At 42.3% G+C, this 16,010-nt stretch carries 11 protein-coding genes and 1 other annotated feature; of the genes, 5 read left to right on the plus strand and 6 right to left on the minus strand.

Annotation, left to right across the window (positions count from 1 at the left end; all coding sequences use genetic code 11):
* Positions 1-606: 606 nt before the first annotated feature.
* Positions 607-1,209 (plus strand): 30S ribosomal protein S4, encoded by a 603-nt coding sequence (rpsD, locus tag FZC79_RS04680; protein ID WP_148937966.1) that lies wholly within the window; start codon positions 607-609, stop codon positions 1,207-1,209.
* 171 nt (positions 1,210-1,380) lie between these two features.
* Here rpsD and FZC79_RS04685 read toward each other — a convergent pair whose 3' ends face one another.
* The 4 genes from FZC79_RS04685 to tyrS all read right to left on the minus strand — a co-directional run bounded on the left by FZC79_RS04685 (position 1,381) and on the right by tyrS (position 5,224).
* The gene (locus FZC79_RS04685) at positions 1,381-1,647 is read right to left on the minus strand and encodes a hypothetical protein (protein WP_148945680.1); all 267 of its coding nucleotides are present in this window, start codon (positions 1,645-1,647) and stop codon (positions 1,381-1,383) included.
* Between the two features lie 861 nt (positions 1,648-2,508).
* Positions 2,509-3,159, minus strand: a complete 651-nt coding sequence (locus tag FZC79_RS04690; protein ID WP_148945681.1) for a permease prefix domain 1-containing protein — start codon at positions 3,157-3,159, stop codon at positions 2,509-2,511.
* Entirely contained in the window at positions 3,156-3,482 is a 327-nt protein-coding gene (locus tag FZC79_RS04695; protein WP_148945682.1) for a PadR family transcriptional regulator, read from the minus strand. The genes FZC79_RS04690 and FZC79_RS04695 overlap by 4 nt, the downstream gene beginning before the upstream one ends.
* Positions 3,483-3,961: 479 nt before the next feature.
* A complete protein-coding gene (tyrS, locus tag FZC79_RS04700) occupies positions 3,962-5,224 on the minus strand; it encodes a tyrosine--tRNA ligase (RefSeq protein WP_148945683.1) in 1,263 nt (420 codons plus the stop codon).
* 66 nt (positions 5,225-5,290) lie between these two features.
* Positions 5,291-5,511, minus strand: a binding site (T-box leader).
* Positions 5,512-5,779: 268 nt separating this feature from the next.
* On the opposite strand from tyrS, the gene FZC79_RS04705 reads away from it, so the two are divergent.
* Complete coding sequence (locus FZC79_RS04705; RefSeq protein WP_148945684.1) at positions 5,780-8,743, plus strand: transglycosylase domain-containing protein; 2,964 nt, start codon at positions 5,780-5,782, stop codon at positions 8,741-8,743.
* 724 nt (positions 8,744-9,467) lie between these two features.
* On the opposite strand, the gene acsA is transcribed toward FZC79_RS04705, so the two are convergent.
* Positions 9,468-11,186 carry an acetate--CoA ligase gene (gene acsA, locus FZC79_RS04710; protein ID WP_148945685.1) on the minus strand — a complete coding sequence of 573 codons (1,719 nt, stop codon included), beginning with the start codon at positions 11,184-11,186 and terminating at the stop codon, positions 9,468-9,470.
* Between the two features lie 234 nt (positions 11,187-11,420).
* Here acsA and FZC79_RS04715 point away from each other — a divergent pair, with 234 nt between their 5' ends.
* The 3 genes from FZC79_RS04715 to FZC79_RS04725 are packed head-to-tail and all read left to right on the plus strand — an operon-like array spanning position 11,421 to position 13,906.
* On the plus strand, positions 11,421-12,053 hold the full coding sequence (locus FZC79_RS04715; RefSeq protein WP_148937972.1) for a GNAT family N-acetyltransferase: 633 nt from the start codon (positions 11,421-11,423) through the stop codon (positions 12,051-12,053).
* A gap of 27 nt (positions 12,054-12,080) precedes the next feature.
* A complete protein-coding gene (locus FZC79_RS04720; protein ID WP_148945686.1) occupies positions 12,081-12,728 on the plus strand; it encodes an acetoin utilization AcuB family protein in 648 nt (215 codons plus the stop codon).
* Positions 12,725-13,906: an acetoin utilization protein AcuC gene (locus FZC79_RS04725; protein WP_148945687.1), complete on the plus strand. Its 1,182-nt coding sequence runs from the start codon at positions 12,725-12,727 to the stop codon at positions 13,904-13,906. Before FZC79_RS04720 ends, FZC79_RS04725 begins: the two co-directional genes overlap by 4 nt.
* Positions 13,907-14,998: 1,092 nt before the next feature.
* Here FZC79_RS04725 and ccpA read toward each other — a convergent pair.
* Positions 14,999-15,997, minus strand: coding sequence for a catabolite control protein A (gene ccpA, locus FZC79_RS04735; RefSeq protein ID WP_148945689.1), 999 nt, complete (start codon positions 15,995-15,997; stop codon positions 14,999-15,001).
* Positions 15,998-16,010 lie beyond the last annotated feature (13 nt).

The following is a 16,010-nucleotide window of genomic DNA, read 5'->3' on the forward strand; positions in this document are numbered from 1 at the left end:
ACCAATAAATCAATACCATCTATCACTATGTATAACCCATTTAAGGACTTTCATCATTATCGGTAAGCCCAAGAGTCTTGGATGCACCGATAATCATGAAAAACACCATATTGACTATGAATCTAATCAACAAAATTATATCATAAAGATTTAGATGATTCCTATGTAATATTCTAAATTAACTACTTTTCATCAGGTCAAATTTTTCTTCTTTCTTAAGGGACGTACTTCTACACTTCATTAATATTAGCATCCTGTACTGCTATTTAATAAGTAGTTAATTTTTACTGCAAGTGCACCACTCCGGAGGGCATGAAAGTCCAGGAAATAAAACCGCCATTTAGCAGGAAAAATAAATAGACAACAAATCAAAACGAGAATTCCCCCTTGACTTCCTCTGTTTAAAATTATATAATATTCTTTGTGTAAAATAAATGCAGCCTTTGTGATGTCCTTTATGCTGTATTTTGTTCCTCGTGAATGAGGTGTATCTTGTAACTCTCTGCTGCTGGAGCGAAGGTACATGAAAACATAATACTCATGATTGTTAATTCACACACGGTTTTTATTTTACAACTAAATAAAAACACGAAGGAGGAGTCTTCAATGGCTCGTTATACTGGCCCTAGCTGGAAATTATCCCGCCGTCTTGGAATCTCTCTAAGCGGAACAGGTAAAGAATTAGAAAAGCGTCCTTACGCTCCTGGACAACATGGTCCTAACCAACGCAAGAAAATCTCTGAATATGGTTTACAATTACAAGAGAAGCAAAAGCTTCGTCATATGTATGGAGTGACTGAGCGTCAATTCCGTAATCTATTCGACAGAGCAGGAAAAATGCAAGGTAAACACGGTGAAAACTTCATGGCACTTCTTGAAGCACGCCTTGATAACGTTGTTTATCGTCTTGGTTTGGCTCGTACTCGCCGCCAAGCACGCCAGCTTGTTAACCACGGACACGTTACAGTTGATGGATCTCGCGTAGATATCCCATCTTACCGTCTGTCTGCTGGACAAACAATCTCAGTTCGTGAAAAATCACGCAACCTTAACATCGTTAAAGAAGCTCTTGAAGTGAACAGCTTTGTTCCTGACTTCTTGACTTTCGATGCTGACAAGCTTGAAGGATCTTTCACTCGCTTACCAGAGCGTTCTGAACTTCCTGCTGAAATTAACGAAGCTCTTATCGTTGAGTTCTACTCTCGTTAATCTTTGTAATCTGTATGATCAAAAAACCCTTGATATTTCACAATATCAAGGGTTTTTTATTTTTCCATAATAGCATGTGAAAACAGATGAAAGAAACCCGAGTGGGGCCATCTCTAAATAAACGGCGGTTTACGGATATCCCCTGTTCCCCCGGGTCCTTTCCCTGCTTTCTTACGCATCAAAAAATAAACCAACAAAAAGAATGATTATACCGTTTACAAACGTTATTCCTCCAAAAGTAAAACCAGCAACACTCGCTCCTATTCCAGCTCCTGCAGCTGAAGCAATAGATATCATCGTTATAACTAATACAAGAGGGGTACAAAGGAACATTACCAATAGGGCGGATATAATAATTCGTTTCTTGTCATACTTTGATACCAATGCAACCACGGTATTCAACAAAATTATAAGAACAAAAAATAAGAAGAATGACATACTCCCACTCCTTGCTATTTTTCAGTTTTAAAGCTGCGTCCACCATTGGGGAATCAGACAACTTAAAGGCAATACCTGTTTTTTCTGTTACAAAACTCCGGTCATCCAAATATATTCAACGTAAACTTAATCAGATAATGGTCCTTAATGAGTCCTGATTTCTATGCTTATTTAAACAACCATCTCCCTCACAAATCATAAAAACTCCCTTTTTATACAGGAAGAAGGTTATCAATTTACTACTCCTCAATTTATTAATGGTCCTCAAAAAGATTATTAATATAATGGAAATCAATACTACTTTCTTCATCATGGTAAAAGAAGCCATTAAATCTAATCCATTGATCATTATTTATAATGAGTTCTTTATATTCATTTCCCTTACTATCATAAAAGGCTACTCTGAATTTAACCAGAGTAGCCAATCCCCGGCTTTTCTTTATTAAAGGCTGTTTTCGCATAGATTGTGGCTGTTTAAAAGGAACGGATTTCCGCTCCAATCCTTCTACATAAAAATGGGGAGGAGGATAAAATAGCATTAAATAGCAATAATCTCTTAAAAAAGAGCCTTATTAAAAGTGATTTTGTTGAGATTGCTAATAATATGGTCCTTTTGATTTAAATTAGTTACAGTCAATCCTTCCCCCCTGTTTCCATCAAAAATTTTACTCTTGGAAACTATTTGGAGGTTTATATGCTGCAACGTATATCCCTAAAAAAATGGTAACCATCATGCCATCCCAGGCATAATTTTGCAGGCCTTCATGTTTTCCATAATTGAACTTTGCATGAAATAGATTTGAAGGGCAGCAGCAGGTAGAATAGTATCTGTTATCCCTGGAGAAGAAAAATTTAGTCTCTTCAATTGACCGTGTTTCTCTTATGATTATTATTTTTATTTTTCAGAAAAATCACATTGAACAGCTGCCTGGAAATAATATATGCAGCTGCACCAATCGGGAAGGCATACAAGTCCAGCCATAAGCTGTCTTGATACTGCTCTGGATGCTGATATAGCAGCACCGTTTGAATTGCTCCATATAACAAAGTTGGAACTAAGAAGAACAGCCAAGGATTTAACAGCCATTTCGAATTATACTGACTAATAAGAGCCTCATATATACCCTCAGCAGTTCCCGCTATAAGGGTTATGAGGAACATTCCCGCTACCACGCTGTAGAGCGGCAGACCATTATCGAATTCCGGGTGATAATATTCCATGGCAGAATAAGAGACGAGACCTGCAAAAGCAGTTACAAAAAGGACACTCCACACAAACCTGATTGGTTTATAAAACGGGAAAAAGGTCCTTTTTAAATCCCGATTCAGCTTATCCTGATTTCCAAATGAACCAATCGCAAGATGAATTGCTTCTTCTTCAGAATGTCCTTTGATTAATAGCTCATTAATATGGTCCTGAAGGTGTCCAAAAATTTCTTCCCTTAATTCCTCTTTTTCATCTTCAGGCAGATCCATCGTTATCTCATGCACATACCGTTCGAGCTTTTTCATGATAATCCCTCCTCTGTATTTTTGAATAACATATTGATCCTCTTCCAATCCTTAGGTTTTTTTGCCAATACAGTCTGACCTGTGCGGGTAATTGAATAATACTTCCTCCGCCCTCCCACTGATTCCTGACTCCAATAAGACGACACACATTCCTTTTTTTCAAGTCTTAACAATGAAGGGTACAGTGTTCCTTCGTTCATATGGAAGGCATTATGGTTTAAAGTCCGTAATTTTCGTATCATTTCATAACCAGAGCAGTCTCCTTCCGCTAATAATGAAAGCAATAAGATATCAATACCGCCCTTTAGAAGCTCTCTGTCCATAGAAGTCGCCTCCTAATATTTGTATTTCCATTGTAAATCTATTTACATCGTATAGCAAGGTACCTTTTAAAATTTTGACTGTTCAAGCAAAAATTATGACTATTTTAATAGCAGCTGAATTAGCTCCAATCCTCCAGCCTTAAGGGGAGGGGAGAGGATAGTAAAATAGCATTCAAAAGCACCAATCCATTAGAAAAAAGCCTGAAAATTTCACAATTGATTAAGATGTGCCCTCTTTCAACGCTGCAGAAGGATTTATGCTGATTGAAGCCATAGCAAAAAAACTGATCCCATTTTTAACAAGGAATCAGGATAATAATCTTTCATGTAGGGGATAGTTAGGTTGCTGGAAATAGGATCTTCTATACAATAAAAAAGGAGTGCCAAAATCAAAGCGATTTAGCACTCCTTTTTCTGCTATTTAGCGTTTTTTACTCTATATTCCTCCAAGTCAGCTGTCTCTCCTGCCTTAGAAAATTTTAAGAGTATTGAATCATAAAATATTTTTTCTTCCCTCTTCTAATGATGGTGAACTGGTCATCAATTCGGTCTGATTCAGACATGACGTGCTGAAGATCGGTTGTACGGTCGCCGTTGATATAAATAGCTCCGTTTCCGATATCTTCTCTTGCCTGTCTTTTGGATGAAGCAATTTTTGTATTAACAAGAAGGTCCACGAGGTTGATTTCCTCGTCCTTGGCCTGTGTGAATGATGGAACATCCTTGAAGCCCTGCTTGATTTCTGCAGAAGAGAGTTCTTTGATGTTCCCGCTGAACAATGCTTCTGTAATTTTGATGGCCTGGGCCAAAGCTTCTTCTCCGTGAATCAGCTTTGTCATTTCTTCTGCCAGCGTCTTCTGAGCCTTGCGCAGATGAGGTTCTGTTTCGACTGCTTGTGCCAATCCTTCGATTTCTTCATGTGTCAGGAACGTGAAATACTTAAGATATTTGATGACATCCGCATCTGCTGTATTAATCCAGAACTGATAGAATTCGTAAGGAGAGGTTTTTTCTGGATCCAGCCAGATAGCGCCGCTTTCTGTTTTCCCAAACTTGGTTCCGTCAGCTTTGGTTACAAGAGGAATGGTGAATCCGAATGCTTTGGATTCTTCTTCTCTCGTACGTCTGATCAGTTCCAACCCTGTAGTGATATTCCCCCACTGATCGCTGCCGCCGATTTGCAGCTTGCAGTTATAGTTTTCATACAAGTGGTTGAAGTCCATCGCCTGCAGGATGGTGTACGTGAATTCTGTGTAGGAAATACCCGTTTCCAGACGGGATGAAATCGTGTCTTTTGCAAGCATATAATTGACACCGATATGCTTTCCGAAATCGCGAAGGAATGTCACCATGTCCATCGGTCCGATCCAGTCGAAGTTGTTGACCATTACCGCGCCATTTTCACCTTGGAAATCAAAAATGCTTTTCAGCTGTTCCTTAATACTTTCCACATTGTGCTGAATCGATTCCACTGTCTGCAGTTTTCTCTCTTCACTTTTACCGCTCGGATCTCCAATCAGTCCAGTTGCTCCTCCGACAAGCACAAGTGGACGATGGCCATGATTTTGAAAACGTCTCAATGTTAAAAATGGAAGCAGATGGCCAATGTGCATGCTGTCTGCTGTAGGATCGATTCCACAGTAGATAGAGATTTTTTCTTTGTCTAAAAGGGTTTTTAATCCTTTTTCATCTGTCTGCTGATAAGTTATTCCGCGCCACTCTAAATCTTTTAATAAATCCAATTCAATCTTCCTCCTGTATTTACTTATTTTTCGTAAATTTCGCCACAAAAAAAACGCCTCTGCCAATGCAGGGACGTTTATCACGCGGTGCCACCCAACTTAAGGACACAAGTATCCTTCACTCAACAAAATAACGGTTATCCCGTTTGCCGCTAATGGACTTCTTTCGTCTTTCACAGCAAAAGCTCGAGGAGGTAATTCATCACGTTATATATGTCAGTTTCCACCTGCCACTGACTCTCTGAGATAGGGATAACGGGACTACTTGTTCCTGTCTAAGCCATTTCATTATGAAACTTTTTCAGATACCCCTTTTTTATCATAGTTATATCCTCTTTGTCAATTTCGCTGTTGAAATTCCTTTTGGGAGCCTTCAATTTTATTACTCAAAGCTGATTGAATTATTCCTGTTTATTTATACAGGGAAAATATACCACGTTTACTGCTCCATTGATTTTTCATGGTTCGCGGCCAGCCTCCCTATAAATTCCTAATTAAGGTCTTCACACGGTCGAAATATGCTATAATATAGTTGATTTTAGGAGGAGTGAATATATGAAGGAAAAATTTCAATCTTTACTGCAGCGATCTCAACCTGTCATCAAGTTTTTTACTAACAATAGATTTTTAAAACGCGCCAGAATTACATACGGTGTACTTTGGAATTTATTATTGATTTTTATTATTTTCGCTGTTCTTGGTACAGCATTCGCAGGCGGTGTCGGTGCTGGATATTTTGCCTCTCTGGTAAAAGAAGAGCCCATCAGGCCATACGACAACATGAAGAAGGATATCTACAACTACGAAGAAACGTCCCAGCTCTATTTTTCCAATGATGTATATCTCGGGAAAATGAGAACCGACCTGGAACGGGAAGAAGTCAGCATAGATGAAGTTTCCGATCACTTGGTGAATGCCCTGATCGCAACCGAGGATGAATACTTTAAAGAGCATAATGGAGTAGTTCCGAAAGCGATCCTTCGGGCAATTGTACAGGAGTTCACGAATTCTGCCTCTCAAACTGGCGGAAGCACCCTGACACAACAGCTGATCAAGAACCAGATTCTTACGAATGAGGTGTCTTTTGACCGAAAAGCAAAAGAAATCCTTTTGGCAATGAGGCTGGAGCGTTTTTTTGAAAAAGAAGAAATCCTTGAAGCTTATTTAAATGTCGCAACACTGGGCCGGAACTCTTCCGGAAGAAATATTGCAGGAGTTAAATCTGCTGCAAAAGGGATATTCGGTGTCGAACCTAAGGATCTTTCTCTAGCTCAGGCGGCGTTCATCGCAGGCCTTCCTCAGGCTCCTTTCTCCTATACTCCTTTTACCAATGGAGGAGAGGTTAAAGAAAACCTGGAGCCAGGAATTGCAAGGATGCAGACGGTGCTGTACAGGATGTTTGAAGAAGGCTATATTACGGAGGAAGAATACGATACAGCCGCCAATCACGATATCACCAAAGACTTCATCGGTCCTCTGCCTTCTGTGAATGATAACTATCCATGGCTGACTGTAGAACTTGAAAGCCGTGCACAGGACATCATTTCAGTCATTCTGGCTGAACAAGATGGCTATTCAAAGGACGACCTGGATAATAACGATGAATTATTTGAAAAGTACACAACCCTTGCTGACCGCGAAATGAGGCAGCGCGGCTATCAAATACACTCTACGATCAATAAAGAAATCTATGACAGCATGCAAAAAACTAAAGATGCTTATGAAATGTATGGACAAGAACTTACCAGGACGAAAATTGATCCTGAAACTGGGGAAGAAGTAGAACTGCCAAATCCTGTACAGGTCGGCGCCATCATGATTGAAAACAAAACAGGAAAAATCATCAGTTTTGTGGGCGGAAGGGATTTTGAACTCGAGCAGTCCAACCATGCTACCTATACCATCCGCCAGAATGGTTCAACCATGAAGCCGCTGCTTGTATATGCACCTGCATTGGAATTCGGAGAAATCGGAGCGGGATCCCCCCTTCCGGACGTTGATATGACAATCATGGGTGGAAACGGAGTTCCTTGGAATCCGCAGAACTATTCATTTGATTACAATGGGCTAATCCCGGCAAGATATGCGTTGGCTGAATCTTTGAATATTCCTGCAGCACGTCTGTATACAAGAATTTTCAATAAACAGCCGATACAATTTCTTGAAAAAATGGGCTTCTCCACTTTGACCAGCGACGAAAAAGAGAACTATTCACTTTCACTTGGCGGTATGGAACAAGGAGTTACCCTTGAAGAAAATACAAATGCCTATACGACGTTTGCTAATGGCGGAAAATTCGTTGATGCCTACATGATTGATAAAATCGTAGACAAAGACGGTAACACGATCTTTCAACATGAAGGTGAATCTGTGGATGTTTTCAGTCCTGAGACAGCTTACATGACCATCGATATGATGCGTGATACCTTTGATCACTACGCCGGAACGGGACGGTATGCCAAGACCTTCCTTAACTTCTCATCCGACTGGGCAGGAAAATCAGGAACGACACAGGATTACAAGGATCACTGGTTCATTGCTTCCAATCCAAACATCACGTTCGGAACATGGCTTGGATATGATGATCCGCAATCGATGTACAGAGCCATGGAAACTTACGGACACTACGGGCTGAGGAACATCCGATTATGGTCTTACCTGCTGAATGATGCACGTGATTTTGCACCGGAATTGATTGATCCTGAAGGGTCCTTCCAAGCACCAAATGGAGTCATAACCAGATCCTTCTGCGGCATCTCCGGGCTCGCTCCATCCGAAGCATGCAGCCAGGCCGGACTTGTCAGAAGCGACTTGTTCAATGCTCAATATGCACCGAGCAAGACAGATGACAGCCTTCTGAAAAGCCGCTACGTTATGGCTAATGGCAAGAAATATCTCGCGCTTGAGTCCACTCCGGAAGAGTTTTCACAACCAGGGGTTATCTTGAATCCTGACTTTGTGGAAAGCATCCTGAATGGCATTAACGCGGATCCGCGTCAATTGATTCCAGCGGACGATGAAAAATACAAGAACATTCTCGTAGCAGAAAACAAGATCGAAGATGACGGAGCTGCACCGGGAACAGTTAACGCCACTGCTTCCGGAAACAAGATTACCTGGACGGCTTCAGCAAGCAATGATGTTGTCGGGTATAGAGTCTTCACCGTCAGCGGACAAAAAGTAGCAAGTGTTAAATCTGATTCCGACCTGGTTACATCTGTGGGCAACGGAGAGTATTACGTTGTAGCAGTAGATGTTGCCGGAAAGCAATCAGGAAAATCAAACACCGTAAGAATCGGTCAAGAAAAAGAAGAACCAAAGCCTCCTAAAGAGGAAAAGCCAAAGCCTGAAAAACCTGAAGAGCCTAAACCAGAACCTGGCAATACTGGCGGTAATTCAGGAGATGAAGACGGCGGCTCAGACTCTGGCAATGAGGGCGGAGGCAGCGATTCCGGATCAGATTCCGGTGATAGCTCAGGCTCTGACTCAGGAGAAAACGAAAGCAGCACCCAAGGATAAAAAATAACAAGAAACCGGATCCGCAATTACTGCGGATCCGGTTTTTTTACTGTAATAGCGTTTTACCGGGACGAATAGGGATTCGTGCATTCACCTGTTAAATGCCTTAGTAACACCGTGAGGGTTTCGCTACAATGCTGCTAGGTCTGGATACACATTTCCTCTTAAAACCCTCTACTCATGTTTCCACTCGCCTCGCTGGCTACATGTCTTTGTCTTTGTGAGCCTACTCATGTACCCATCTTCCTCTTCTGGGTACATATCTCCTCTCCAAACCCTTCACTTATGTATCCACCTTTCCCTTCTGGATACATATCTCTGCCTCTAACCTCTCACTCATGTACCCACACGACACCTCTGGATACATGTCTTTGCCTTTTTGACCCAACTCATGTACCCACTCTCGATCTCTGGATACATGTCTTTGTCTTTTTGACCCAACTCATGTACCCACCTTCCTCTGCTGGGTACCTATCTCCTCTCCAAACCCTTCACTCATGTATCCACCTTTCTCTTCTGGATACATATCTGCGCACAAATCCCTTCATTCATGTATCTACCTTGACCTTCTGGATACATATCTCTGCTTCAAACCTTTTACCCAAGTACCGGCAGTTACCCTTCTTTATTTCCAACACAAAGCAGCTCTATATGGAGGCCTCCTGGTCATTTTAAAAAATATAAAACCGCCCAGATTAAAACTCTGAGCGGTTTCCTTATAAGTCTACTCTTCCATTGTGGAAAGATCTCCTGTCGGCAGATCCAATTCCCATGCTTTAAGTACGCGTCTCATGATTTTTCCGCTGCGTGTTTTTGGCAGTTTGTCTTTGAACTCGATTTCTCTTGGAGCGGCATGAGCAGCCAGCCCTCTTTTTACAAACTGTCGGATATCTTCTTTCAGTTCGTCTGTCACTTCATATCCTTCACGCAATGCCACGAAGGCTTTGATGATTTCACCCCGAACCGGGTCAGGTTTACCGATGACACCCGCTTCAGCGACGGCAGGATGTTCAACCAGTTTGCTTTCGACTTCAAACGGTCCTACCCTTTCACCTGAAGTCATGATGACATCGTCAATCCGGCCCTGGAACCAGAAGTAGCCGTCTTCATCCATGTACGCCGAATCCCCGGATACATACCAGTCTCCAGGCATGAAGTAGGAATCATACTTTTGCTCATTTTTCCAGATGGCATTCATCATGGACGGCCAGCCGCGTTTGATAGCAAGGTTCCCCATACGATAAGGCGGCAGTTCATTTCCTTGATCGTCCACAATGGCTGCTTTGATGCCCGGGATCGGTTTCCCCATCGACCCTGGCTTGATTTCCATGCAAGGGTAATTACAGATGACCTGTCCGCCAGTTTCTGTCATCCACCATGTATCATGGATGCGGAGATGAAAGACCTTCATTCCCCAGCGGATTACTTCAGGATTTAATGGTTCGCCGACGCTCAGGATATGCCTTAGGCTGCTTAAGTCGAAGCGTTTCACAACCTCATCTCCTGCTCCCATCAGCATTCTGAAAGCTGTAGGAGCGCTGTACCACACAGTGACTCCGTATTTTTGTATCGTATTGTACCATTTTTCCGGTTTGAACCTTCCGCCGGCAATAATGTTGGAAGCTCCAGTCAGCCATGGACCAAAGATCCCATAGGAAGTTCCTGTTACCCAGCCTGGATCAGCTGTACACCAGTAAACATCGTCTTCCTGCAGATCCAGGACCCACTTGGCCGTCTGGTAATGCTGAAGCATCGCATTATGGACATGAAGGACTCCCTTCGGCTTTCCGGTGGAACCGGACGTATAGTGCAGGATCATTCCATCCGTCAAGTCGACCCATTCGATATCCAGCTTATCGCTGGCTTCATCAAATCGTGTAAAGAAGTCCGTATACTTCCCTTTCTCCTCAACACCTTCTCCAACGAGGATTACATGCTCTAAGGCAGGCAGTTCATCCACCGGAACCCTCTCGAGCAATTCAGGGGTAGTCACAAGGACTTTCGCTTCACTGTCTTCAAGACGGTCCCTGACAGCACCCTCCATGAATGCTTCAAACAGCGGCCCGACAATCGCTCCCAATTTTATTGCACCCAGGACGGTAAAGTACAATTCCGGTGACCTTGGCATAAAGATGAACACTCTATCGCCTTTTTCCACATCACCATAAGTCTTCAGGACATTTCCTGCTTTATTGGTCAGATTTTTCATTTCTCTGTAGGTATACTTTTCATCTCTCGTGTCGTCGTTGTAGTAAAGAGCCACTTTATTTTTCCTGAATGACTCTGCATGCCGGTCGATCGCTTCATATGCAATATTCACACGGCCTGTTTCATTCCAGGAAAAATTCTTTTTCGTTTCGTTCCAATCAAAGTCCTTGTACGTATCTTCATAACTAGAAAGATTGTAGTTTCCTTGAGTTACTGGCAGCGCTTCCAACTTCATTGTAGCGATTCCTCCTTATGTAAGAAATTACTATATTATTATAGTACAAAAATCTATTTTTCTCAATTTTAAAAATTGTTCGATTTTTATTTTTTGTTATACTATTGGTATGTAAGGTTCTCCTCTTATATGAAATTTTCATTAAAAAGACTATTCTAGAGCCTTATGGCTGCTATGTAGTCTGCCTGATTTATGTAATAATAATTATATATATTATTTTGAGGCGGTGACAAAATGAACCACCAAAAAACGTATAACGCAATGGAACTGAAAACTCCAAAAGGCAACTTGATCATTGAAGGACCTGTTCCTGTCAGTGAATTGATAGATTTGGAGTTTCATGAAGACCTGACAGCTTTCCGCACCCCGGAAAAACAGCACAAGGCAATCGTTGAAATAGCGGGGCTGCCGGAGGGAAGAATCATTATAGCCAGGGAAGACAACATCATTGTCGGTTATGTTACATACCTGTATCCGGACCCTTTGGAACGCTGGTCGCAAGGGAAAATGGAAGAACTGATTGAACTTGGTGCTATTGAAGTCATTCCGAAATTCAGGGGAGCTTCGGTAGGAAAGAATCTCCTCAGGGTTTCAATGATGGATGATGCAATGGAAGATTACATCATCATCACAACTGAATATTACTGGCACTGGGATCTGAAAGGCACTGGCCTCAATGTTTGGGAATACCGGAAGATCATGGAGAAAATGATGAATGCGGGTGGATTGGAATATTACGCTACGGATGATCCGGAAATCAGCTCGCATCCTGCCAACTGCCTTATGGCCAGAATCGGAAAAAGAATTGAAAGCGAATCGGTCCAGAGTTTTGACAGATTGAGATTCATGAACCGCTATATGTATTAACGACTCTCTCAAAGGGGATGGAAAACCATGATAGTAGAAGAAATCATGATAACAACAGTAGAGACGCTAAGAGCAGATGATACAATAGAGCAGGCCATCAAGACCATGCGCGAGAAAAAAATCAGGCATATTCCCATTGTCGATGACAAAATGGCGGTAATCGGCATTGTCAGTGACAGGGACGTGAAAGACGGAACCCCCTCAATTTTCCAAAAAGACAAAGCAGCAGAAGAGCTTAAAAACCCATTGAGGCTGATTATGAAAACAAATGTTATTACTGGACACCCTCTCGACTTTGTTGAAGAAGCTGCTGCCCTCTTTTACGAACACCAAATCGGGTGCCTTCCGATCGTGAAAGAAAATAAGCTGGCCGGCATCATAACCGAGACTGACCTCCTTTATACCCTGATTCAATTGACGGGAGCCCACCAGCCCGGATCACAAATTGAAGTTAAAGTGGAAAACCGGTCCGGCGTGTTATACGAAGTGGCAGGCATCATTCGCAAACATAATGCCAACATCCACAGTGTCCTGGTCTACCCGGACCGCCACGACGAAAAGTACAAGATTCTGGTATTCAGAGTACGGACAATCAATCCTATGGCTGTCATTGATGATTTAAAGAAAGAAGGGTATGAGGTTCCCTGGCCGAACATGCCCGGTATGCCATCATGACAAAGGAGGCTTTGTTTGTCTATTCTGATAAGCTTTTAGAATACCGTTTTTCCGAAAATCACCCGTTTAATCAATTCAGGCTGAAACTGACCATCGATTTGCTCCAAGAAGCGGGAGCCCTGAATCACGATGACATTATAGAGCCGAGAATGGCCACAGATGAAGAGCTCCATCTGGTTCATGACCCTTCTTTCGTAAGCGCTGTCAAAGCTGCTGGCAATGGTACCCTTTCTCCTGAAAAAGCAGAGAGCTATGGAATCGGTACAGAGGATACGCCCATCTTCAAAGGCATGCATGAAGCCAGTGCGCTCTTAGTCGGTGGCACGCTGACAGCCGTCGATTGTGTTCTTGGCGGGGTTTCTAAGCATGCTGCTCACTTAGGCGGCGGGCTGCATCACGGATTCAAAGGAAAGGCTTCGGGATTCTGCATTTATAACGACAGTTCGGTTGCAATCAAGTATATGCAGGAAAAGTATAATGCCAGGGTCTTATATGTAGATACAGATGCTCACCACGGGGATGGTGTTCAATGGTCCTTTTATGATGACCCGGATGTCTGCACCCTGTCCATCCATGAAACAGGCAGATATCTGTTCCCCGGTACAGGAAATATTAATGAACGCGGCCACGGTAAGGGTTATGGCTATTCTTTCAACATTCCGCTTGATGCTTTTACTGAAGATGAATCCTGGCTTCAGGCTTACGAAACTTCTTTTAAAGAGGTCATTAAGTTTTTCAAGCCTGATGTCATTCTGACTCAGAACGGAGCGGATGCCCATTATTACGATCCGCTGACTCACTTGTCTTCTACTATGAATATTTATCAGAAGATTCCTCAAATTGCCCACGAACTCGCCCATCAGTATTGCGATGGCCGATGGATAGCAGTCGGAGGCGGCGGGTATGACATTTGGCGTGTCGTCCCCCGGGCATGGAGCCTTGTGTGGATGGAAATGGCGCAGCGAAAGGAAGGCATGAAGCAGTTTCCGGAGCAGTGGACGAAACGCTGGCAGGAGGAAGCACCCGTTCCGTTGCCAGTAAGCTGGGAGGATCCTCCTGGGATTTACCCTAGTATTCCGAGGAAGCCCGAAATTACAGAAAAGAACTTTCAAACAGTTGAAAAAGCTCTATATCAATTGAGACAGCAGCAGGGCTCTAATAAGACTTCTGCTCAGTGATTTATAATTCGCTCCCTTGTTGGATGCTGCCCCTCAATTTACTTAACTTTCTCGGACTTCATGCATTCAGGCGATTGCTTATCTGACTGCATGGAGTTTTTTTTGGGGGGATTGGTGCCCTCATTGGCGCTTCTGATGGCATCGTTTTTTTGGATGTTCCTTGCAGTTTGGGAGGGTTTCTGGCTGTAACGATTTCTAATTTTAGGGGTTCGATGCCGTTAAGACCCGTTTTCTACATCATTATCTTTAGGTTTTGAAACTTTCTTGCCGTATAAACTCATCTTTTACATCATCAGCTTTGGATTTTAAGATTTACAATCTGTTTAAACCCTTCTTTTACATCATCATCTTTGAGTTTTGAGATTTACATGCCTTATAAACCCTTCTTTTACATCATCATCTTTGGATTTTAAGATTTACATGCTGTTTAAACCTTTCTTTTACATCATCATCTTTGAGTTTTGAGATTTACATGCCTTATAAACCCTTCTTTTACATCATCATCTTTGATTTTTGAGATTTACATGCTGAATAAACTCATCTTTTACATCATCTTCTTTGAACTTTTAAGTTTACATGCTGTATAATCCCATCTTTACATCATTATCTTCGGGTTTTGAGATTTACATGCTGTATAAACCCATCTTTTACATCATCATCTTTTGGTTTTGAGATTTACATGCCGTATAAACCCATCTTTTACATCATCATCTTTTGGTTTTGAGATTTACATGCCGTATAAACCCTTCTTTTACATCATCATCTTTGATTTTTGAGATGTACATGCTGTATAAACCCATCTTTTACATCATCATCTTTAAGTTTTGAGATTTACATGCCGTATAAACCCTTCTTTTACATCATCTTCTTTGGGGTTTAAGATTTACATGCTGTTTAAATCCATCTTTTACATCATCATTTTTGGATTTTAAGATTTACATGCCGTATAAATACATTTTCAGAAACACCGCTTTCTCAATCTTACGCTTACCATCTGCCCCGCCAAGCACAATCCCCATCAAACTAGCCCCCATTAACAAACCAAACAAAAAACGCACCTTCCCAAAAGGAAAGGCACGTTTTACAGCATTTTTATTTAGTAGAATCTCTCTCTTCAATTCTATGCGGAAGAACAACAATATTCTCATCGACTTTTTCTTTATTCATATACTTTGTCAGAAGGCGCATGGATACTGCACCGATATCATATAGGGGCTGGACAATTGATGTCAGCTGCGGGCGGACCATCAACGCCAGCCTGGTGTTATCGAAGCTGATGACTTCTGCTTCTTCCGGAATGTTGACGCCTTCATCCTGTGCTCCGTGGACCACACCAAGTGCCATCTCGTCATTCCCGACAAACACAGCTGTCGGTTTGTCAGTCAATTCACGCAGCTTCTGCCATGCTTCAAGTCCGGAATCATAGGTGTAGTCACCTTCCACAACAAGTTCTTCATTGAACTCGATTCCTGCTTCTTCCAAAGCTTTTTTATAACCAGGGAGCTTTGCCTCATTATTGACTTTGTCATGGAATGGACCGCTGACATAGGCAACTCGCTTGTGCCCTTTAGCAATCAATTCTTTGACAGCGTCATATGCTGCCTCCTGATAATCAATATTGACAGAAGGAATTTTGCCGGAGTCCTCAACTGTTCCTGCCAATACGATCGGCACTGGTGAAAGTTCAAATTCCCTGACATGTTCTTCAGTGATATTTCCACCCATGAATACAATTCCATCCACCTGTTTGCCGAGCATGGTGTTCAACAGATGCAGTTCTTTCTCTGTATTTTGGTCGGAATTGCTCAGAATGATGTTGTATTTGTACATCGTCGCGATATCTTCAATTCCTCTTGCAAGTTCAGCAAAGAAAATATTGGAGATATCCGGGATGACTACACCCACAGTCGTGGTTTTTTTGCTGGCCAGGCCCCTTGCGACAGCGTTCGGCCTGTAGCCCAGCCTGTCGATTACCTCTACCACTTTTTTTCTTGTTGCGGGTTTTACATTCGGATTCCCATTAACTACGCGGGAAACCGTCGCCATGGATACATTTGCTTCCCTGGCTACATCATATATCGTTACATTCATGGATTCCACTCCT

It is taken from the genome of Rossellomorea vietnamensis, from assembly GCF_008180615.1.
Taxonomy (GTDB): domain Bacteria; phylum Bacillota; class Bacilli; order Bacillales; family Bacillaceae_B; genus Rossellomorea; species Rossellomorea vietnamensis_D.

Excerpts from the sequence above, each read along its gene's own strand:
- rpsD (WP_148937966.1), top strand. The coding sequence starts at position 607 with ATGGCTCGTTATACTGGCCCTAGCTGGAAATTATCCCGCCGTCTTGGA.
- FZC79_RS04685 (WP_148945680.1), bottom strand. The coding sequence starts at position 1,647 with ATGTCATTCTTCTTATTTTTTGTTCTTATAATTTTGTTGAATACCGTG.
- FZC79_RS04690 (WP_148945681.1), bottom strand. The coding sequence starts at position 3,159 with ATGAAAAAGCTCGAACGGTATGTGCATGAGATAACGATGGATCTGCCT.
- FZC79_RS04695 (WP_148945682.1), bottom strand. The coding sequence starts at position 3,482 with ATGGACAGAGAGCTTCTAAAGGGCGGTATTGATATCTTATTGCTTTCA.
- FZC79_RS04705 (WP_148945684.1), top strand. The coding sequence starts at position 5,780 with ATGAAGGAAAAATTTCAATCTTTACTGCAGCGATCTCAACCTGTCATC.
- acsA (WP_148945685.1), bottom strand. The coding sequence starts at position 11,186 with ATGAAGTTGGAAGCGCTGCCAGTAACTCAAGGAAACTACAATCTTTCT.
- FZC79_RS04715 (WP_148937972.1), top strand. The coding sequence starts at position 11,421 with ATGAACCACCAAAAAACGTATAACGCAATGGAACTGAAAACTCCAAAA.
- FZC79_RS04720 (WP_148945686.1), top strand. The coding sequence starts at position 12,081 with ATGATAGTAGAAGAAATCATGATAACAACAGTAGAGACGCTAAGAGCA.
- FZC79_RS04725 (WP_148945687.1), top strand. The coding sequence starts at position 12,725 with ATGACAAAGGAGGCTTTGTTTGTCTATTCTGATAAGCTTTTAGAATAC.
- ccpA (WP_148945689.1), bottom strand. The coding sequence starts at position 15,997 with ATGAATGTAACGATATATGATGTAGCCAGGGAAGCAAATGTATCCATG.